Below are 20,870 nucleotides of genomic sequence, written 5' to 3'. Positions count from 1 at the left end.
TCGGGCCAAGCCAAGCCCGCCCTCCACTCACGCACGCGATTTCAAGGGGAAAACATGATTCGCACGAGTATCAAACTGCTGGCCACCGTATTGTTCAGCGCCGCCGCGCTGGGCGCGCAAGCCGATACGTATCCGGCGCGGCCCATCAAGGTCGTCTCGCCCTTCCCGGCGGGCGGCGCCACGGATGTGCTGACCCGCATGCTGGCCGAACGTATGGCCAAGACCCTGGGCCAGCCCATGATCGTGGAGAACAAAGCGGGCGCGGGCACGTCCATCGGGGCGGCGTTCGTGTCGCGAGAGCAACCGGACGGCTACACCATCTTGATGGCCACGAACTCCACGCTCGTGACCAACCGCTATCTGTATAAGGAACTGCCCTACGACCCGGACGGTTTTGCCCGCATCGGCATGGTGGGCGTCGGCCCGCTGGTGCTGCTGTCCAGCCCCAAGCGGCCGTTCAACAGCACGCAGGACGTGGTGGCCTACGCCAAGCAGAACCCGGGCAAACTGACGTTCGCGACCTTCGGCCCCGGCACGTCGTCGCACCTGGCTGGCGAACTGTTCAAGGAACGCGCCGGCATCGATATCCTGCACGTCCCCTTCAAGGGCGCGACCCAGGCCCTGCCCGCGTTGATCAGCGGCGACGTGGACCTGTTCTTCGATATGGTGGCCACCGGCATGCCGCAAGCGGACGCCGGCAAGGTCAAGGTCTTCGCCATCACCAGCCCGTCTCGGCTGGCAACGCTGCCCAAGCTGCAGACGCTGGCCGAAGAGGGCTACCCTGCCTTCGACATGACGGCCTGGTTCAGCTTCGTGGCGCCCAAGGGCACGCCGGCGCCGGTGCTGGAAAAACTGCAGGCCGCGCTGACCGCGACTCTGCAGGACGAAGCCGTGAAGAAGCGCATGCTGGACATGGGCATCGACCCGCGCTCGGGCACGGCGGCCGAATTGGACAAGCAGATCAAGACCGAACAACCGATCGTGTCGCAACTGATCAAACAGGCCAACATCGTCCTGCAATAAGCGCGCACGATTGCCGCCAACGGTTTAGTGACAAATCGTTCGCGGTCTTGCCGGCCCGCGAAACGGTGGCGGGCCTCTCCGTCCGCCGCCCTTTCCACCGACAGCGCCCACTCGGGTCCTGTCGGTTTTTTACGCCTTGCCTAACCGCTGGATACAGAAGCCGGGCGCATGCCGCTGCTAAGGTGAAAGAGGATTCACCAGCGGGAGCCCGGATTGCCTGATACCGAAGACCGATACGCCCGCCTGGACGCCGCCCGCTGGCTGGCGGCCGTGGCGGTCGTGCTGCTGCATAGCGCGGCGCTGATCGTCAGCGACCCGGCCGCCTATGGCCGCGGCGCCTGGCTGGCCGCCAATTTGTACGACTCGGCGGCGCGTTGGTGCGTGCCCGTCTTCGTCATGGTCAGCGGCGCGCTGCTGCTGGACCCGGGCAAGCCCCACGACGCCCTCACGTTCTACAGCCGCCGGATGGCGCGCATCTGCGCGCCGCTGGTCTTCTGGACCTTGTTCTATCTGGCCTGGCGCACGGGCCTGGACTGGTGGGACGACGGGCGTGTCGACTTTTCGTTCTGGCCGCGCAAGGTCGTGCAGGGCGAACCGTATTACCACCTGTGGTACCTGTACATGATCGTGGGGCTGTACCTCTTCGCCCCGCTGGCCCGCCTGCTGTATGCGCGCAGCACGCCGCGCGGACGCGCGCTCTGGGTCGTGGGCATTTTGGGCGTGGCGATCCTGGATGCGCTGTACCGGCGCGCACTGGGTGCCCCGCACGGCTTCTTCCTGACCTGGTTTCTGCCATATCTGGGGTACTTCGTGGCCGGCCGCCTGATTTTTGACGGCGACATGCGCATTCCCCGGCCCGGCCTGATGCTGGCGGCCAGCGTGGCCGCCACCGCGCTGGGCGTAAGCGTCATGTCCAACGGCCATGCCCTGGACACCTATTTCTATGACTATTTCAGCCTGACGGTGCCGTTCATGTCACTGGCCGCGTTCCAATGGATCGTCTCGTCGCCACGCCTGCCGCGGCTGGCCTCGCTGGCGCCGCTGACCTTCGGCGTCTATCTGATTCACCCGGTATTCCTGGACGTGGCGCGGCGCGCGGGCGCATTCACCGGTGGGGATCGCGATGCCTGGACCGTGCCCTTGCTGACCCTGGCCGTGTTCGCCCTGTCGGCCGCCAGCAGTTGGCTGCTGCGACGCCATCCGGCCACCCGCCGGCTCGTCTGAAAGACCTACGCCGCGAAGGGTTAATAGGGTTTTACGCCTCGCCGGACATCCCCCAGTTCAACTTCACCAAGCTTCACGGATCTTCACGGGCGTGGGGGAATCCCTTGGGGTACAATTCACGGCTTATTTGATCGGCCAGACACCGATTTTTCTTCGCGCCAGCATGGATTTAGCCAAGCTCGACTGTTGAGCTCAAGCGTTTGCAAAAGCAGTTCGCAAAATCGCTGGGCTTGAACAAAAGCGCTTGGCAGAGTTCAAACCGTCCTGGCTTTTTTATCCGAGCGGAGGGAATCATGACCGACATCGGTCGGATGGCACATGTCGTGCCAGCTCGCACCCAGCTACCCGTCAGTGCTTACTTTGACGAAGCCCTCTTTGCCCGCGAGCAAGAACTCATTTTCAAGCAATCCTCGCAATATGTCGGCCACCAGAAATTGGTGCCCGAAATCGGGGATTGGCGTACGTTGGTTCAGGAAAACGCAGGACGCGTGCTGGTTCGCAACCAGCAGGGCGTTGAACTCATCTCAAATGTCTGCCGTCACCGCCAGGCGTTGATGCTGGGCGGCGAGGCCGGCAATGTGGCCGGCAACTGCAATTCCCAAGGCAATCTGAAAGCCACCGGCGGCAACATCGTTTGCCCGCTGCACCGCTGGACGTACAACAATCAAGGCGAATTGTTGGGCGCGCCCCAATTCGAGACCACGCCCTGCATGAACTTGCAGAAGTTCCGCCTGCGCGATTGCCACGGCCTGCTGTTCGAAGGCCCGCGCGATCCGGCCTCGGACATGGCCCCGCTGTTCTCGCGCCCCGAGTTCAACTTCGGCGACTACGTGCTCGACCATGTCGAAGTGCACCAGTGCAACTACAACTGGAAGACCTTCATCGAGGTCTACCTTGAGGATTACCACGTCGGTCCGTTCCATCCCGGCTTGGGCCGCTTCGTCACCTGCGACGACCTGACCTGGGAATTCAACGACTGGTACAGCCTGCAGAAGGTCGGCGTGCACAGCGCCTTGGCGCAGCCGGGTTCCGACGTGTACAAGCAGTGGCACGACCGCCTGCTGTCGTTCCGCGACGGCGACGCCCCGGACTTCGGCGCGGTGTGGGTCACGTATTTCCCGACCCACATGATCGAGCTTTACCCGCACGTGCTGGTGCTGTCGACGTTGTATCCGAAGAGCCCGCAGGAAACGATCAACGTGGTCGAGTTCTACTACCCCGAGGAAATCTCGGCGTTCGAACGCGAATTCGTCGAGGCGCAACGCGCGGCCTACATGGAAACGGCCATCGAAGACGACGAGATCGCCGAACGCATGGATGCGGGCCGCAAGGCCCTGATGCTGCGCGGCGTGAACGAAGCTGGCCCGTACCAGTCGCCGATGGAAGACGGCATGCAGCACTTCCACGAGTGGTATCGCCGCATCATGCACGACATCTAATCGCACCCCTGCCTGCGCAGGGTGTACCGCAATCGAAGCAAGGGCCTCGCATTCGTGCAAGGCCCTTTTTCTTGCGTAAAAGGCGCTAGCGCGTCATTGTCCGATCGCGCCCGCGACCGTTCGCTCGCCGATCGCCAGCCCCACCGTCATGCCGACGCCCGAGTGCATCACGGCGACGGTCGTCGCCGCGTCCACCGGCATCACCGAGAACGGCGCCGGGCCGTGGGCGCCGTAGACACCCTGCCAACGCTCCAACACGCGCAATCTCGCGCCCAGCGCCTGCGACGCCAGGTCCAGCATGGCGTTGTCGACGGCCTCGTCGTTGAACGGGAACGCGTCCTGCCCATAGCGGTGCGAATCCCCGATGATCAGTTCGCCATAAGGCGTGGGGCTGATCAGCAGGTGGATGCCGTTTTCAAGCAGCATCGGGCTGCGTGCCTGGATCACGTCGCGCAGTATTTGCGCCGACGGCAGGTCCGAAAAGGCGCCGTAATGTACGCACGACAAGCCCGTCAGCACGGGCCGGTCCAGCGCGATGGGGTTCGTCTCGAAAGCCGCGCGCAACATCTGCAAGCGGGTGATTTCCAGGTTCAATGGCGCGAAGCGTTCGGGTAGCAAGGTCAGGTAGTCGTGGCCCGGGCAAACGAACACGTGCTTGCCCTGGAAGTCGCCGGCGGTGGTGCCGACCAGGCCGTTTTCCACGGCGCTCGCCAACGTGCCGGTGATGAACGTCACGCCCAGGGATTGCGCCAGATAGTGCGTGATGGCGGGTAACGCTTCGCGGGAATAGATCTGCAGATCGTCATGGCCGCGCAGGCCCATGCAGTGGTGCGCCAACTGCCCGTCGTACAGACCCGCCACGTCGCGGGCGGACAGCAGGTCGGCGCGGTAGCCCTCCTGCACCAGCCGCGTGTCCGCGAACTCTTGCAGCACGGCAGCCTCGTCGGCATTGCGCGCCAGCACTAGAGCGCCATTGGCGCGCACATGGAACCCGGCCTTGTCGGCCAGATCCAGCCACAGTTCGCGGGCCTGCTGCGCATGCGACAGCATCATGCCAGGCGCCTGGCCGGTCACGATGACCTGGCCGAAGTTGCGGATCGTGGCGCCGTGCGCCTGGCGGCTGCGTTCGATCACGGCCACCGACAGGCCGCGCTTGGCGGCCGCCCAGGCGTGCGCGATGCCAAGCATGCCCGCGCCCACCACGATTACGTCGTAAGTTTTCATCTCAGGAACATTGCTAGAGGAATGGCGGGGAAAGCCGCCGCGCGGCGGCGGTCCCGGTAAGCGGCAACACGGCAAGCGCCGCGCCGCCGCATGGGCGGACGCTTACTTCTTCTTCGGCTCGGACTTGCCGTCGTAGCGCTTGGTCCATTCGGCGATGATGCGTTCGCGGTTCGTGGCGGCCCACACGAAGTCGTTCTTGATCATGCGCTTGGTCAGGTCGGCCGGCAGGTTCGGGTTGACCGTGGCGATCGACGGGATCGCCAGCACCGCGAAGTTGGCCTTGTACAGCTCGTTGGCTTCGCGGCTGGCCGAGAAGTCGGCCAGCTTGCGGGCGGCTTCCAGGTTCTTCGTGCCCTTCATGATGGCGGTGGCTTCCACTTCCCAGCCCAGGCCTTCCGACGGGAATACGGCTTCGACCGGCGCGCCGTCGGCCTTCAGCTTGGCGGCGCGGTAGTCGAACGACACGCCGATCGGGAATTCGCCCGCCGCGGCCATGTTGCAAGGCTTCGAACCCGAGTGCGTGTACGAACCGATGTTCTTGTGCAGGGCGTCCATGTAGGCCCAGCCCTTTTCTTCACCGAAGATCTGCAGCCACGCGCTGACGTCCAGGAAGCCCGTGCCCGACGAAGCGGGGTTCGGCATGACGATCTTGCCGGCGTAGACCGGCTTGGTCAGGTCTTGCCACGACGTGGGCTTGGGCAGCTTCTGCTTTTCGGCTTCGATGGTGTTGAAGCAGATGGCGGCGGCGTAGCCGTCCATGCCGACCCACGACGGCTCGGCCTTGGCGTCGCGCATGTTGGCGGCGATCTGGTCCAGGCCCTTGGGGGCGTAGGGTTGCAGCATGCCTTCCTTGTCCATCAAGCCCAGCGCCGTACCGGCCAGGCCCCAGATCACGTCGGCCTTCGGGTTGCTTTTTTCAGCCAGCAGTTTGGCGGCGATGATGCCGGTGGAGTCGCGCACCCATTGGATCTTGATGTCGGGGTTGGCACGTTCGAAGGCGGCCTGGTAGACCTTGATCTGGTCGGCTTCCAGCGCGGTGTAGACCGTCAGCGTGGTTTCGGCGGAGGCGGCGCCCATCACGCCCGTCAGGGCGGCGGCCAGTGCAAGCAGCTTGTAGCGATTCATGAGGAACTCCGTGGATGAGCGGAAAAAAGGGTGAGAGCCGCCGCCACGGCCGGCGATTGCGGCTGCGGTATGCGGGGTGAAAGAGGAATGTGGCCAGCGGCGCCGGCCAGTGAAGATCTAGTTCAGGGCCGTTCGCCTCGCGCCAGACGGGCGTCGATATCGGTCACGACGGCCGGCAGGTCCGCCACGGTATCGATCAGGTAATGCGGCGCGGCGGCCGACAGTTCGCGGGTGGCCTCGGCGCGCGCCTTGTCGCGCCCGGCTTCGTCCAGGCTCAGGTATTCGTCCAGCGTCAGGCCGGCGGCGTTGCCCGACAGCAGCAGGCCTACCGTCCACATGCCGGCGCGGCGGCCTTCCTCGATGCCGGGCGAGGTGTCGTCGACCTTGATGCAGCCTGCGACGTCGGTCAGGCCCAGTTCCACGACGTTCTTCAGCGCCATCGCCGGCGCCGGACGCGCGCGCGGCACGTCGTCGCTGGCCACGATGCAGTCGGGCTCCAGGCCTTCGGAGGCCGCGCGTTCAACGACGCGGCGCATGACGCTGGCGGGATAGCCCGAGCAGGATCCGATCTTCAGGCCGCGCTGGCGCAACGCGCGCAACAGCTCAGCCGCGCCGGGAATGGCCGCCGAATACTGCGCGACCTTTTCCAGCTGCATCGGCAGGAAGCGTTCATAGATGGCGGTCACGTCCTCATCGGTCGGCAGGCGGCCGAACTGGGCCTGGTACTGGCTGGCGATGGCGGGCTGATCGCACAGGGCGCGGATGTGGTCCCACTTGCCCATGCCCATCGGGCCGCGGGCTTCTTTCAACGACACATCCATGCCGAACTGCGAAAACGCATCCACGAACACCTTGGTGGGCGCGAACGAACCGAAGTCCACCAGCGTGCCGGCCCAATCGAAGATCACGGCTTCCAGTTGGACGGGCAAAGGGGAAACTTTCATGAGGGTCATCCTAGAAATAAGCGTTCAGAGGGCCGCGGGTCGGCGCCAGGCCTGGCTGCGCGCCACCAGCGCGCGGCTGGCCAGGTGCAACGCAAGCGCCGCGACGGCGGAACTGGCCATGATCACGGTGCACATGGCGGCGGCCGGGCCGATGAAGCCGGCATCGTCCATGTTCAGCACGGCAACGGCGGCCAGCACCGTCGACGGGCTGTACAGAAACACCACGGCCGACACGGTCGTCATGGCGGAAACGAACAGGTAGCGCGCGACATCCAGCGCCGCGGGCAGGCACATCGGCAAGGTCACGCGCAAGAAGGTTGTCATGCGCGGCACCTTCAGCGACGCCGAGGCGGCTTCAAACTCCGGGTCCAGGGCATTAAGCGCCGTGGCCGCCGTCAAATGCGCGCTGGTGTAGAAGTGGACGACCGTGCACAGGATCAGCAACGGCATCGTCCCGTACAACACATTCAACGGGTTCATCAGGCTATTGAAGAAAAAGATGTAGCCCAGGCCCAGCACCAGGCCGGGAACGGCCATCGGCATCAGCGCCAGCATGCTCACCACCCCGCGCAGGCCGCGCGCTACCCCGCCGCGCGCGGGCACCTTTTCCATCATCCAGGCGCCGACAAACACCACCACCGTGCCAATCAAAGCCGTGCAGAACGCCAACTGCAAGCTGTTGCGCCAGGCCAGCCAGCCGCCGCCATCCATGTTGTCGAAATCATAGGATCGCAACGACAGCGACAGGTTGTATGGCCACATCTTCACGAACGATGCCCAGACAGCCACGCCGATAATCAGCAGCAGGAAGGCTGCCATCGCGCCAGCCAGCGTCAGGAAGGCCGCATCGCGCCGGACGTTCACGCCCGACACGTAGGGCTGCGCCCGGCCGCTCATCTGGGCGCCTTGACGGGCGCGCAGCCGGCGGTCCAGCACGAACGTCAGCAAGGCGGGCAGCAGCAGCAAGATGCCGATGGCCGCGCCCTTGGGGAAATTCTGCTGGCCGACCACCGCCTTGTAGGCCTCCATGGCCAGCACGTTGTAGTCGCCGCCCACCACCTTGGGCACGCCGAAATCAGTCACCGTCAAGGTGAACACAACGCAGCAAGCCGAAAACACGGCATAGCGCGTGCCGGGCAGGGTCACGGTAAGGAAGGTGCGCCACGAGCCGGCGCCCATGGCGCGCGCCGCGTCATACAGACGGCCGTCGGCCAAGGCCAGGCCGGTCAACAAAATCATCAAGGCATGCGGGAAGGTGTAGAAGGCCTCTCCCACGACAATGCCCCAGAAGCCATAAATGGTGGCGCCGCCCGTCAGGCCCTTGAGCAGCCCCTGATTGCCCAGCAGATAGACCAGCGCGATGCCCGGCAGAAGCGACGGCGCCAACAGCGGCAGCAAGGCGATGGTGCGCAGCAGGCCCTTGCCGGGCAGGCGCGTGCGGGTCAAGCCATACGCGAAACCGTAGGCGCAAGGCACCACCAGCAGCATCGTGACGATGCCGACGGTCAGGCTGCGCCCGACCATGGCCAGGAAGCCATCCGCGCCGATGATCCCGGTCACGACCGACAGGCCGGCCCACGCACCATCGTTGTCGGTGACGGACTTCGCCAGGATCGCCGCCAGCGGCAACGCCAGGAACAGCACCAGGAACAGGACAAGCGCGCCCTGCCCCGCCGTCAATCCCAGCGCGCCGATCCAGCCGGGCAACGGACGGCGGCCCAAGACGGCCGCGGCGGCGGTCTGAGCGGCCGGGGGGGCAGGCATGGCCGTCACGGCGGCGGCCGGTTCGGCGGCGGAAGGTCCTGTCACGGCGTCATCAAGCGTAGGCGCGAATCGCATGGCGCGGCAGCTCCACCCAGCAACGGCTGGCAGCGTGAGGGCCCAATAGGGCATCTCCGATTTCAGGGGACACGATGGAATGCACGGTGGACCCGGGCACGCCTTCCAGCCGCAGCGCCAGGCGATAACCGCGGCCCAGGAACACGCCGTCCAGCACATCGGCCAGCATGGAGTTGGGTTCTTCCGGGCGCGCCATGCTGACGCGCACGGCTTCCGGACGCACGAACAGCTTGCCCGACACGCCGTCCAGCGCCTCGTCCACAGCCAGTTCCTGGCGGCCCACGCGGGCGCGGTGGGCATCGACGCGCTCGAACGGCAGCCAGTTCGCCTCGCCCACGAAATCGGCAATGAAGGCCGAACCCGGCTGGCGGTAGAGCTCGCGCGGCGTGCCGTACTGTTCGATCACGCCGCCGTTCATCACGGCGATGCGGTCAGCCATCACCATGGCCTCTTCTTGATCGTGCGTCACCATCAGGGTCGTGATGGACAGGCGTTTCTGCAAGGCGCGCAGTTCGATGCGCAAGTGTTCGCGCACCCGGGCGTCCAGGGCGGACATGGGCTCGTCCAGCAGCAGCAGCGACGGCGACGGCGCCAGCGCGCGTGCCAGGGCCACGCGCTGCTGCTGGCCGCCAGAGATCTGTCCCGGATATTTTTCCGCCGCGCCCGAAAGACCCACCAGGGCCAGCATTTCCTCGACCCGGCTGGCGACGTGCTTGCGGTGGGCGCGCTTGCCGCTCAGGCCGTAGGCCACGTTCTGTGCCACGGTCAGATTGGGAAACAGCGCATAGGACTGGAACAGGATGCCGTAGTCGCGCTCTTGCGGCTCGGCGTGCGAGATATCCCGGCCGGACAACACGATGGCGCCGCTGTCCTGGCGCTCCAGGCCGGCGATGGCCCGCAGCAAGGTCGTCTTGCCGCAACCGGAGGGTCCCAGCAGGCACACCAGCTCCCCGGCGCGGATATCCAGCGAAACATCGGCCAGCGCTGTATGGCTGCCGAACCGTTTCACAAGATTTCGAACGGAGAGGAAGGCGTTATTCGGTTGGGGCATGGTGCCTCCGGTCTGGGAACGAAGGCAGTATGGAAGGCGCGTATTGAGTGTTTATGACACTTCGCGCAAATGCAGTAATAAAAACATCAAATTATTTTGGTGTACTGGCGGTCTTGCGCATTGCGTCCCTTTCCCGCCCCCAAAAATCGTGCTTGTCGCCGAACTGAAATCCTTCTACGCCGTGGCCCGCTGCGGCACCGTCACCAAAGCCGCCGCCCAATTGGGCGTCAGCCAGCCCACGGTGACAGGGCAATTGCGCCAGCTGGAATCGCGTTACGGCATCGAACTGTTCCACCGGCAAGGCCGAGGCATGCGCCTGTCGGACGCGGGCCACAACCTGATGCCCATGGTGGAAAAGCTGGTCCAGCAGGAAACCGAGATCGATTTCCGGCTGCGCGACGCCAGCGACCTGCGCGAAGGCAACCTGCGCATCGGCGCCACCGGCCCCTTCTACATCATGGACACGGTACGCCGGTACAACCAGCGTTATCCGGGCATCGACCTGACGGTCACGATCGGCAACTCGCAATCGATGCTGCAAGCACTGCATGACTACCGTATCGAGATTGCCACGTCTTCCTTTCTGATGGATGACAAGCACCTGTACCGCCGCATGATCGCGGCCGACCCGATCCGCGTGGTGACCCACCGCGGCCATCCGTTGGCGCGCCGCAGCCAGGTCCGCCTGGCCGATCTGGCCGACCACGCGGTACTGCTGCGCGAGCCTGGCTCCATGACGCGGCAACTGACCGAGGACGCCCTGGCGGCGGCGGGGGTCACCGTGCGGCGCACCTTGGAGATCGGCAGCCGGGAGTCAATTCGCCAAGCCATTCTGTGCGATTTGGGCATCAGCCTGATCCCGTCGCGTGAAATCCCGTCGCACCCCGATCTGGCGGCCCTGGATATCCAGGGCGCGGACATCGTGATGAACGAATACCTGTACTGCCTGCGCGAGCGCCAACCGGTGCAACTGATCGCGCGCTTTCTGGAGATGGCGCCGGCAGCCGGCTGACCCGCCAGGGTCACTGCCCGCCTCTCCCCCCTTGCGGCCACTCAGGAGACAAACCATGGCCTTGACCTTGCAAGATATCGAGCAGATTTTCCTGGAACGCGGACACCGTTCCTATCACGGCGAATCCGTCAGCCATTTGCGGCATGCGCTGCAGACGGCGGCGCTGGCCGAACGCCATGGCGCCAATGCGCAACTGATCACCGCGTGCCTGCTGCACGACCTGGGCCATCTGATCGCCGACCGGCCGGGTACGCCCACGCTGCGCGGTATCGATGACAAGCACCAGTATTTCGTGCTGCCGTTTCTGCGCGGCCTGTTCAGTTCGGCCGTGCTGGACCCGATCAGGCTCCACGTGGAAGCCAAGCGCTACCTCTGCTATGTGGAGCCGCAATATGAAGCGTCGCTCTCCGAGGATTCAAAGCGCAGCCTGGCGTTGCAGGGGGGCAGTTTCGACGCGGGCCAGGCGGTGGATTTCGCCAGCATGCCCGGCGCGCCGGATGCGATTCGCCTAAGGCGCTGGGACGATATGGCCAAGGTGCCGGGGCTGGCCACGCCGCCCCTGGACCACTTCCTGGAGATCGCGGAAAGCGTCTCGGGACGGGTGAAGCTGGCCGCGATCTGGTAGCGGCCAGAAGAAAAACGCCGGCGAAAAAAAGCCAGGGCAACCGCCCTGGCTTATGATCGCCAGCCGCCTCAGGCGCCTCAAGCGCCTTTGGCGACCGGACGCGACGGGTCGCTGCACCACTCGCTCCACGATCCGGGATACAACCGCGATCCCGCCAGGCCCGCGATCTCCATCGACAGCAGGTTGTGGCAGGCCGTAATGCCGGAGCCGCACTGGTGCACGATGGCGGCCGGGTCGCGGCCATCGAGCAGGCGCGAGAATTCGGCGCGCAGTTGGTCGGCGCTTTTGAAGTGGCCGTCGGCTTGCAGGTTTTCGCCGTTGGGGCGGTTCAACGCGCCCGGAATGTGCCCGGCCACGGGATCCATGGGCTCGACTTCGCCGCGGTAGCGATTGGCGGCGCGCGCGTCGATCACGGTAAAGGACGGCTGGGCAATGTTGGCCAGCACCGCGCTGGCGTCCACGGCACCCGCCCTTGACGGGCCCGGCTCCACGGGTTTTCCGGCCTGCACCGGTGCTGCGGCTTCGGTCGTGGCTGGGAGTCCGGCGGCCACCCAGGCCTGCCAGCCCCCGTCCAGCACGGCCACGCGGTCGTGGCCCAACCAGCGCAGCATCCACCACAGGTGCGCGGCGTACATGCCGCCGCTGCCGTCATAAGCCACGACCAGCGTCTGCGGCGTCACGCCGTGCGCGGCCATCAACGCGCCGAACTCGGCGCGCGCGGGCAAGGGATGGCGGCCGTTCTTGCCGGTGCGCGGCGCAGCCAGTTCGGTCTCGTGGTCCAGGTAGCGGGCGCCAGGAATATGGCCGGCGTCATAGGCCTGGCGGCCAGCTGCATGGTTGGTCAGGTCGTGCCGCACGTCGAACACGCGCACGTCGGGCGTATCCAGACGCGCGGCCAGGTCGGCGGCGGAAATCAGTGTCATCGTCATTCGTGTGCTCCGGGTGGAGAGGAACTTGGGTCAGGCCGGCTTGGGGTCGCGCATCGTGCGCCACACCGACAGCAACCCTGCGGAAATGATCAAGCCCATGCCGGCCCAGGCGACACCGTCCAGGTGGTCGCCCCAGAAGCCCATGCCCAGCAAGGCCGCGAAGATAATGGTGCTGTATTGCAGCGCCGCGGTCAGCAGCGCGGACCCCATGCCGAACGCCCGCGTCATGGCCAGTTGGCCGAACATGCCGGCCACGCCCACGCCGAACAGCGATGCGTAGCCCTGCCAGTCGGCCTGGCCCCAGCCTTCGAACCACAGCCCGGCGAGGCTGGACACGCAGACCGCCACGGAAAAGAACAACACGGTGCGCCATTCGGGTTCGCCGATCCGGCCCAGTTGGCGGATCTGCATCATGGCGATCGCCGACATGGCGCCGGCGCCCATTCCCATCAGCGCGGCCACCCACTGGTCGTCGTTGATGCTGGGCCGCAGCACGGCGATCACGCCCAGGAAGCCCAGCGCCACCGCCACGATGCGCACCGGGTCGCGCTGCGCGCCGCCCCAGCCCAGCATCCAGCAGGCGATGAAAAGCGGTGCGGTGTAGTTCAGGCTGGTGGCCGTGGCCAGCGGCAAGTGCGAAATGGCGAAAAAGCCCAGCCACATCGACGTGACGCCGGACAGGTTGCGCCACAGATGCAGTTTCCAGCTGGTCGGAATGATGGATTGCCGGCCGGCGCGCGCCCACAGCAGCAAAAGGATCACCGAAGGCAGCCCGCGGAACAGCACGATCTGCGGGAGGGAGGCGCCGTGCTCGGTACCGAGCTTCACGAACGACCCCATGATGGCGAACATGGCGGACGCCAGCAACATCCAGAGAGCCTGCATTGGGGGTCTGCGCTAAGGGAAAAGTGGGGGAGGAATAGGGGAAAGCGATACTATACTCTCCGTCACCGGGAGCGGCGCCGGCGAGTCGGGGAACTGGCGGGCCGCCGCGATGTCGAACCCGGGTATTTCCCGCTCGCAGAGGAACACAAAAAACATGAAACGCATTGTCTTGTTCGTCATCACCAACCTGGCCGTCATGCTCGTGCTGTCGGCCACGCTGCGCATTCTGGGCGTAGACCGCTACATCACCGCCAACGGCCTGAACCTCAACGCCCTGTTGATCTTCTCGGTTGTCGTGGGCTTCACGGGCGCGATCATCTCGCTCCTGATCAGCAAGCCCATGGCCAAATGGAGCACCGGCGCACAAGTGCTGGATCCCAACGCCCCCCGCAACCAGCGCGAAGCCTGGCTGCTCGACACTGTGCACCAGTTGGCTGACCGCGCCGGCATCGGCCGCCCGGAAGTCGCTATCTATGACGGCGCCCCCAACGCGTTCGCCACCGGCGCATTCAAGAATGACTCGCTGGTCGCCGTGTCGACGGGCCTGCTGGAAAGCATGAGCGAAGAAGAAGTCGCCGCCGTGCTGGCGCATGAAGTGGCCCACATCGCCAACGGCGACATGGTCACGCTGACGCTCATCCAGGGCGTGGTGAACACGTTCGTCGTGTTCCTGGCCCGCGTGGTCGGCTACTTCATCGACCGCGTCGTGTTCAAAAATGAACGCGGCATCGGCCCGGGCTACTACATCACCGTGCTCGTCTGTGAGATCATTTTCGGCGTCCTGGCCTCGATCATCGTGGCCTGGTTTTCGCGCCAGCGCGAATACCGCGCCGACGCCGGTTCGGCTCAGTTGATGGGCGCACGCGAACCCATGATTCGCGCCCTGGCCCGTTTGGGCGGCCTGGAACCGGGCGACCTGCCCAAGTCGTTCGAAGCCTCGGGCATCACCGGCCGTGGCGGTCTGGCGGCCATGTTCGCCTCGCACCCGCCGATCCCGTCCCGCATCGCCGCGCTGCAAAACGCGCGTGTTGTCTAAACTGCCGGCCCTGGCCCGACCGGCGTCGCTGGCCGGTTAGCCCCTGCTCTGCCGGAAAGCCCCCGAAAGGCCGGACCTCGGTCCCGCCTTCGGGGGCTTTTACTTTACGGGCACCAGTAAGGCCGGCCCCACCCTTAAACCTACCCGTCCCTAGGGATAATCCCTAGCTGTCCCTACAATTGACAGCGCTGTCATTTCTACCGACACTAGCGCTGCCGGTATCTGCCGGCCACGAAAAACAAGCCGCTCGACCCATCGGGCCGCGCGCGGCGACTGGAGACAAAGTCATGGCAACACATCCCTGCCCCAGGGCAGCGGAGGGCGCTCGCACGCGCCTTTGGCATCGCCCGATTCTGCGCCCCCTGCTTGCAATCGGAATGTTGTCCGGCGCAGGCCTCGCCCATGCCGACAACTTGACCACGACTCCCTACCTGTTCGGCGACTGGGGAGGAATGCGCACCGAACTTGCCGCGCAGGGCATTACCCTGAACCTTGGCTACACCAGCGAAGCGGCGCACAACTTCAGCGGCGGCACGGACAAACTGACTCGCTACACAGACCAGTGGGTAATGGGCGCCACGATGGACCTGGACAAGCTGCTGGGTTGGCATGGCGCTACCTTCCAGATGACCATCACCGATCGCAACGGCCGGAATTTGGGCGCCGATGCCGAAATCGGCAACAACATGCTGATCCAGGAGGTGTACGGGCGCGGGCAAACGTGGCACTTGACTCAGTTCTGGCTGAACCAGTCCTTCGCCGAGAACCGGGTGCAATGGAAAGTCGGCCGTCTTACCGTGGGCGAAGATTTCGCCAGTTTTTCGTGCGACTTCCAGAACCTGACCTTCTGCGGTTCTCAACCCGGCAACCTGGTCGGCAGCTACTGGGTCAACTGGCCGACCAGCCAATGGGCAAGCCGCCTGAAGGTAAGCACGTCCGACCACACTTATGCGCAGTTGGGTATCTATCAGGTCAACCCAAACTACGTGGACGATCGGTACGCACGCAGCAAAGGATGGACGCTGGACAACCCCAGCGGCACCACGGGCGCATTGATCCCGGTCGAATTCGGCTGGTTGCCAGCGTGGAATAGCCTGCCCGGGTCCTACAAGTTCGGCGCTTGGTACAACACTTCAGACGGCAAGGACCTCTACCAAGATGTCAACCATGCTCCCCGCGGCGAAACCGGCCTTGCCCCGCGTGAGCGCAATGGCCAGTACGGCTTCTACATCAATTTCGAACAACAGGTCAGCGGCACGGCGGGCGGTCGTGGGTCCTCGTTGTTCTTGAACTTCTCGCAAGCGGACCGTGCCACTGCGGCGCAGGATCACCAGCTGGCGCTGGGAATGCAATACAAAGGCCCGTTTGAGCGGGCTTCCGACGTAGTCGGCGTGGCGGTGGGCGCGACCCATAACAACGGCCGCCATGCCCGCTATGTCGAGCAACAAAATCAGCGCCTGGGTACACATAGCACGGTAGGCGACGGCTACGAATACGTGACCGAGGCCTACTACAGCTGGTCGCCGCTGCCCTCCGTTTACCTGCGGCCCAATCTGCAGTTCATCAAGCACCCGGGCGGCACGTCCAGCAACCACGACGCGTTCATTGTCGGCCTGAAAACCGGCATCACTTTCTGAGCGCATCGCGCCACAAGGAGACAAACATGACCCCCTACCTACGCAACCTGCTGGCTTGCACCCTGGCGCTGTCCGCCGCCTTGCTCGCCATCCCGACCGCGCATGCCAGCAAGGAGGCGCCCGTAATCGGCTTCTCGATCGACGACTTGCGCGTCGAGCGCTGGACCCGTGACCGCGATTACTTCGTGCAAGCCGCCAACGCGCTGGGCGCCAAGGTCCACGTGCAATCGGCCAATGCCAATGAGGCGCGGCAGATCGCGCAGATCGAGAACCTGATCGCCGAGGGCGTCGACGCACTGGTGATTGTTCCGTTCAACTCGAAAGTGCTGGGCAGCGTGATCGCCAAGGCGCGTGACAACGGCATTAAGGTGATCGCCTATGACCGCCTGATTCTGGGCGCCCCCGTGGACGGCTACGTGTCCTTTGACAACGTCAGAGTCGGCGAGATGCAGGCCCAGGGCCTGGTCAACGTCGTGCCCAAGGGGCGCTACTACTTGCTGGGCGGCGCATCCACGGACAACAACGCGCGCCTGTTTCGCGAAGGTCAAATGAACGTGCTGCAGCCGTTGGCAGACAAAGGGAACATCACCATTGTGGGCAAGCAATGGACACCTGAATGGGAACCTTCCAAGGCCCAGGCCATCATCGAAAATGCGCTCAATGCCAATGGCAACGATATCCAGGCCATCGTCGCATCCAATGACGGCACCGCTGGCGGCGCGATCCAAGCCCTGGCCAGCCAGCAGCTGGCCGGAAAGGTCGCGGTTTCGGGCCAAGACGCCGACTTGGCCGGCGTGCGCCGCGTTGCGGCCGGCACGCAGACGATGACCATCTACAAACCGCTCAAGTCGATCGCTGCTGCTGCTGCGAAGGCGGCGATCGATCTGATTCAAGCAAAGCCGCCCGCCTTCAACGCGGAACTCGACAACGGCAAGGGAAAGGTACCCACGATCTTGATCGAACCCGTGCTACTGACCCGCGACAATCTGGACCTCTTGGTCAAGGATGGGTTCTATACGGCCGAACAGATCGCCGGGCAATAGCCGGGAGACCATCAATGAAAGATACGCAACCCTTATTCGAGATGCGCGGCATCGTCAAGGAATTCTCGGGCGTGCGGGCGCTGTCGGAAGTCAGCCTGGCGGTGCGCCCCGGCGAATGCCTGGGGCTATGCGGCGAAAACGGCGCAGGCAAATCAACGCTAATGAAGATCCTGTCCGGCGTCTATCCCCACGGAAGCTACGACGGCCAGATCTTGTGGGAAGGCCGCGACTTGCGCCCCCGCTCCACCCGCGATAGCGAACGCGCCGGCATTGTCATCCTGCACCAGGAGTTGATGCTGGTGCAACAACTGAGCGTGACCGAGAACATATTCTTGGGCAACGAGTTGCGGCTATCCGCCGGACGCATGGACTTTCCGTCCATGCATCGGCGCGCAACCGAATTGCTGGCGCGGCTGAAGCTGACCGACGTCAACGTGGCCGCGCCAGTGATGAACTATGGCAGCGGCTATCAGCAGCTATTTGAAATCGCCAGAGCCCTTGCGAAGCAGGCCCGTCTGCTGATTTTCGACGAACCAACGTCCTCGCTCAGCGCCAAGGAAATCAGCGTGCTGCTGGCGATAATCGAAGACCTGAAGCGCGAAGGCGTGGCATGTATCTACATCTCGCACAAGCTTGACGAGGTCAAGCAGATCTGCGACACCATCACCGTCATCCGCGACGGCCAGCATATTGCCACGCGGCCAGCCGCCGCGTTGGATGAAGACGGCATCATCGGCCTGATGGTGGGGCGCGAGTTGCGATCGCGCTTCCCGCGTACCGAGCGCCAACTTGGCAGCGTGATGCTGGAAGCGCGCGACGTAACGTGTTGGGACGTTACCAACCCTTGCCGCAAGCGGGTGGACGGGGCGGGCCTGACCGTGCGCGCGGGCGAAATCCTGGGCATCGCCGGCCTGGTAGGCGCCGGCCGTACCGAACTCGTGTCTATGATCTACGGCGCCTATGCGGGCCGCAGCAACGGACAGGTCCTTATCGAAGGGGTGCCCGTCCGAGTCCGGTCGCCTGAAGACGCCATCGCGCTCGGGATCTGTCTGGTGCCTGAGGACCGAAAGCGCCATGGCATCGTGCCGCAGATGAGCGTGGCGGAAAACATCACGCTGGCCAGCCTCGCCGACCACGTCAGGGCCACACGGCTGAACGCAAGTTCAGAACTTGCTACGGTGGAACGGGAGTTTGGCCGGCTACGCATCAAGGCCTCTAGCCCCGGGCTGCCCATCACCAGCCTTTCGGGCGGCAACCAACAGAAAGTCGTGCTTGCCAAGATGGCACTCAAAAACCCCAAGGTGCTCATCCTCGACGAACCGACACGTGGCGTGGACGTTGGCGCCAAATACGACATCTATAAGATGATTTTCGACCTGGCTGACCGCGGCGTCGCGATCGTCATGGTCTCTTCGGAATTGCCCGAAATACTCGGCATGAGCGACCGTGTGCTAGTCATGAATGCTGGCCGAGTGGGCGGCGATTTTCCGATTCAAGGCCTGACTCAGGAACGCATCCTGGCCGCCGCCCTCAACTCCGACTCCCTTGCGCACGCAGCCTGACCGCTATGACATCGCCCCTCGCCACACCCGTCTCCGCTCCCCGGTTTCATACCGGCCGCCGCCCCCTGCTTCAGCTGTTTGCTCGACACAAATTGCTGGCCATGATCCTGGCCTTGGGCCTGATCTGGGTCTTCTTCTGGCATCAGACCAACGGCAGTTTCTTACGCCCCAACAGCATTTCGAACCTGTTCCTGCAAATGTCGGTCACCGGTATGTTGGCCTGCGGCATGGTGCTGATAATCATCGCAGGAGAAATCGACCTGTCGGTGGGCTCGTTGCTTGGACTATTAGGCGGCCTGGTCGCCATCCTGACGGTAAATCTTGGGTGGAACGTCTGGCTATCCGTCGCCGCCGTGCTCGTCACGGGCGCAGCGCTTGGCCTGGTCAATGGCTGGGTGACCACGCATCTACGGGTTCCATCATTCATCGTAGGCCTGGGCGGCATGCTGGCCTACCGTGGCCTGGTGCAACTAGGCACGGATAGCGTGACCATCGCGCCGGTACCGGAAGCGCTTGGGGCGATCGCGCAGGCCTTCGTTCCCCGCACGCTATCCTGGTTGATCGTCGCGTTGATCGTTGCGCTGGCCTGCGGCCTGACATGGGCGCGCCGCCGGCAGCACCGCCGGCTGGGCTTGACTCCCGCCCCTCGCTGGGCAGACGTGATCAAGGTGGGCACCATCGGTGCGGCAGCTGCGGGCTTCGTGTTGGTGCTGAATCAGGCTCATGGCGTGCCGCTTCCCGTGCTTATCTTGCTGGGCCTGCTGGTTGTGTTTTTCTGGATCACCAGCCAAACGGTGTTCGGCCGCCACATCTACGCGGTGGGAGGCAACGTTGAAGCCAGCCGGCTATCGGGCATTAACGTCAAACGCGTGAAGCTGATGGTGTTCATGCTGATGGGGCTCATGTGCGCCTGCGCCGGCATCATTACCACTGCCCGCTCCGCAGCCGGTTCGCCATCGGCCGGCGTGGGCGGGGAACTCGACGCAATCGCCGCTTGCTTTATCGGTGGCGCCTCCATGCGTGGCGGTTCAGGCACGGTATACGGCGCACTGATCGGCGCGCTGGTCATGGCAAGCCTGGACAATGGCATGCAGCAGATGAACGTGGACACTTCTTGGCAAATGATCGTCAAAGGAGCCGTGCTAGTGTTGGCGGTCTGGATCGACGTGGCGACAAGGGCCGAACGTGCATAACGCGCTTCCCCTCCTTTCGCCCGCGCGCGGCTGCCACCTGCTGGCCGTCGGCACCTACACGGACCCCATGCCGCACGTGCATGGCCGCGGCCAAGGAATCCATCTGTTGGAGTTCGATACCTCGACCGCGTCGTTCCGCGAAGGGCAGGCCCTGCCCGGCCCGGCCAATCCGTCCTATCTTTGCGCGGCCCCCGGCCGGCTCTACGGCATCAGCGAGCACGGCTGCGCATCGACCCTGAACGTGTATGCGATCGAAGCGAGCGGCCTGCGCCCAATCGGATGCGCCCTGGTCCCTGGCGCCGACCCCTGCCATGTCAGCGTGAATCTGGCCGCACGCCAGCTGTATGTCTCTAATTACAGTTCTGGCGAACTGCTGTGCTACGCCTTGGACAGAAGCGGCCTGCCTCGGGGTTTTCCGCAATCGGTCGCGCGCCGCGGTGCGGGGCCCCAAGTCGTTCGTCAGGCTGGCCCGCATCTGCACTATGCCGCACCCAGCGCCGATGGTTCACGGGTGTACCTGTGCGACCTCGGCACCGATACCGTGGGATGCCACCGCGTTTTGCGTACCGGTCTTGCGCCTGCGCCAGCCTGGGAGATGCGCTCCCCTCCAGGGTCGGGCCCCCGACACCTTGCGCTCTCGGCGGATGGTTCCCTTGCCGCCGTTGTGGAAGAGCTGTCCAACACCGTCGCCTTGCTGAAGCTGGACGGCTCCGCGCCCTGTGTGCTGGATCGCGCCAGCACACTGCCCCTTGGTTGGCACGGCGCCAACGCCGCCTCGGCCATCCGCCTGCACCCGAACGGCGAATGGCTGTATGTCAGCAATCGTGGTCATGACAGCATCGCCGCCTATCGGCTACGCGATCGCGCCTCACGGCTGGAGCCGATCGGTTGGATTTCCGTCGGCGGTCGCGCGCCCCGCGACATCGCCGTTACGCCGGATGGTTCTTTCCTCCTGATTGCCTCCCAGGACGATCACTTCATCCGCGCCCTGCGCATCGCCCCAGCCACGGGCATGCCGGAAGCGACGGGGGCGCCGCATGCCCTCCGTTCTCCCGCCTGCCTGTGCATTCTGCCTTGAT

The 20,870-nt window shown here is 64.6% G+C and carries 18 protein-coding genes; 11 read left to right on the top strand and 7 right to left on the bottom strand.

Annotated elements, in window-relative coordinates:
- Positions 1 to 54 precede the first annotated feature (54 nt).
- From ACI0FO_RS03910 to ACI0FO_RS03900, 3 genes are all read left to right on the top strand, one after another.
- Positions 55 to 1,023: a Bug family tripartite tricarboxylate transporter substrate binding protein gene (locus tag ACI0FO_RS03910; protein WP_416024260.1), complete on the top strand. Its 969-nt coding sequence runs from the start codon at positions 55 to 57 to the stop codon at positions 1,021 to 1,023.
- Between the two features lie 213 nt (positions 1,024 to 1,236).
- Complete coding sequence (locus ACI0FO_RS03905; RefSeq protein WP_416024259.1) at positions 1,237 to 2,247, top strand: acyltransferase; 1,011 nt, start codon at positions 1,237 to 1,239, stop codon at positions 2,245 to 2,247.
- Positions 2,248 to 2,540: 293 nt separating this feature from the next.
- Positions 2,541 to 3,686, top strand: a complete 1,146-nt coding sequence (locus tag ACI0FO_RS03900; RefSeq protein ID WP_416024257.1) for an aromatic ring-hydroxylating oxygenase subunit alpha — start codon at positions 2,541 to 2,543, stop codon at positions 3,684 to 3,686.
- 93 nt (positions 3,687 to 3,779) lie between these two features.
- On the opposite strand, the gene ACI0FO_RS03895 is transcribed toward ACI0FO_RS03900, so the two are convergent.
- The 5 genes from ACI0FO_RS03895 to ACI0FO_RS03875 all read right to left on the bottom strand — a co-directional run bounded on the left by ACI0FO_RS03895 (position 3,780) and on the right by ACI0FO_RS03875 (position 9,869).
- Positions 3,780 to 4,910, bottom strand: coding sequence for a TIGR03364 family FAD-dependent oxidoreductase (locus ACI0FO_RS03895; protein WP_416024255.1), 1,131 nt, complete (start codon positions 4,908 to 4,910; stop codon positions 3,780 to 3,782).
- 102 nt (positions 4,911 to 5,012) lie between these two features.
- Entirely contained in the window at positions 5,013 to 6,035 is a 1,023-nt protein-coding gene (locus tag ACI0FO_RS03890) for a putative 2-aminoethylphosphonate ABC transporter substrate-binding protein (RefSeq protein WP_416024253.1), read from the bottom strand.
- 122 nt (positions 6,036 to 6,157) lie between these two features.
- Positions 6,158 to 6,979 (bottom strand): phosphonoacetaldehyde hydrolase, encoded by an 822-nt coding sequence (gene phnX / locus ACI0FO_RS03885; protein WP_416024251.1) that lies wholly within the window; start codon positions 6,977 to 6,979, stop codon positions 6,158 to 6,160.
- Between the two features lie 24 nt (positions 6,980 to 7,003).
- Positions 7,004 to 8,818, bottom strand: coding sequence for a putative 2-aminoethylphosphonate ABC transporter permease subunit (locus ACI0FO_RS03880; protein WP_416024249.1), 1,815 nt, complete (start codon positions 8,816 to 8,818; stop codon positions 7,004 to 7,006).
- Positions 8,796 to 9,869: a putative 2-aminoethylphosphonate ABC transporter ATP-binding protein gene (locus ACI0FO_RS03875; protein WP_416024247.1), complete on the bottom strand. Its 1,074-nt coding sequence runs from the start codon at positions 9,867 to 9,869 to the stop codon at positions 8,796 to 8,798. The genes ACI0FO_RS03880 and ACI0FO_RS03875 overlap by 23 nt, the downstream gene beginning before the upstream one ends.
- 148 nt (positions 9,870 to 10,017) lie before the next feature.
- On the opposite strand from ACI0FO_RS03875, the gene ACI0FO_RS03870 reads away from it, so the two are divergent.
- Positions 10,018 to 10,881, top strand: coding sequence for a LysR family transcriptional regulator (locus tag ACI0FO_RS03870; RefSeq protein ID WP_416024245.1), 864 nt, complete (start codon positions 10,018 to 10,020; stop codon positions 10,879 to 10,881).
- A gap of 55 nt (positions 10,882 to 10,936) precedes the next feature.
- Positions 10,937 to 11,506 (top strand): phosphonate degradation HD-domain oxygenase, encoded by a 570-nt coding sequence (locus ACI0FO_RS03865; RefSeq protein ID WP_169270082.1) that lies wholly within the window; start codon positions 10,937 to 10,939, stop codon positions 11,504 to 11,506.
- 77 nt (positions 11,507 to 11,583) lie between these two features.
- Here ACI0FO_RS03865 and ACI0FO_RS03860 read toward each other — a convergent pair whose 3' ends face one another.
- Positions 11,584 to 12,435, bottom strand: coding sequence for a sulfurtransferase (locus tag ACI0FO_RS03860; RefSeq protein ID WP_416024243.1), 852 nt, complete (start codon positions 12,433 to 12,435; stop codon positions 11,584 to 11,586).
- 30 nt (positions 12,436 to 12,465) lie between these two features.
- The gene (locus ACI0FO_RS03855; RefSeq protein ID WP_416024241.1) at positions 12,466 to 13,320 is read right to left on the bottom strand and encodes a DMT family transporter; all 855 of its coding nucleotides are present in this window, start codon (positions 13,318 to 13,320) and stop codon (positions 12,466 to 12,468) included.
- 154 nt (positions 13,321 to 13,474) lie between these two features.
- Between ACI0FO_RS03855 and htpX the strand changes: the two genes are divergently transcribed.
- The 6 genes from htpX to ACI0FO_RS03825 all read left to right on the top strand — a co-directional run bounded on the left by htpX (position 13,475) and on the right by ACI0FO_RS03825 (position 20,869).
- Positions 13,475 to 14,356 carry a protease HtpX gene (gene htpX / locus ACI0FO_RS03850; RefSeq protein WP_105554907.1) on the top strand — a complete coding sequence of 294 codons (882 nt, stop codon included), beginning with the start codon at positions 13,475 to 13,477 and terminating at the stop codon, positions 14,354 to 14,356.
- 377 nt (positions 14,357 to 14,733) lie between these two features.
- A complete protein-coding gene (locus ACI0FO_RS03845; protein WP_416024239.1) occupies positions 14,734 to 15,993 on the top strand; it encodes a carbohydrate porin in 1,260 nt (419 codons plus the stop codon).
- Between the two features lie 26 nt (positions 15,994 to 16,019).
- Positions 16,020 to 17,036, top strand: coding sequence for a D-xylose ABC transporter substrate-binding protein (gene xylF / locus ACI0FO_RS03840; RefSeq protein WP_416024237.1), 1,017 nt, complete (start codon positions 16,020 to 16,022; stop codon positions 17,034 to 17,036).
- Positions 17,037 to 17,050: 14 nt separating this feature from the next.
- A complete protein-coding gene (locus tag ACI0FO_RS03835; protein WP_416024235.1) occupies positions 17,051 to 18,598 on the top strand; it encodes a xylose ABC transporter ATP-binding protein in 1,548 nt (515 codons plus the stop codon).
- A gap of 5 nt (positions 18,599 to 18,603) precedes the next feature.
- Complete coding sequence (locus ACI0FO_RS03830; RefSeq protein ID WP_416024234.1) at positions 18,604 to 19,791, top strand: sugar ABC transporter permease; 1,188 nt, start codon at positions 18,604 to 18,606, stop codon at positions 19,789 to 19,791.
- Entirely contained in the window at positions 19,784 to 20,869 is a 1,086-nt protein-coding gene (locus ACI0FO_RS03825; protein ID WP_416024232.1) for a lactonase family protein, read from the top strand. The genes ACI0FO_RS03830 and ACI0FO_RS03825 overlap by 8 nt, the downstream gene beginning before the upstream one ends.
- Position 20,870: the final 1 nt, after the last annotated feature.

The sequence above is a fragment of the Achromobacter marplatensis genome, assembly GCF_049060505.1.
GTDB lineage: Bacteria > Pseudomonadota > Gammaproteobacteria > Burkholderiales > Burkholderiaceae_B > Achromobacter > Achromobacter marplatensis_A.
The sequence above is the reverse complement of the archived record's forward strand: the minus strand, read 5'-3'. Positions and strand labels throughout refer to the sequence as shown.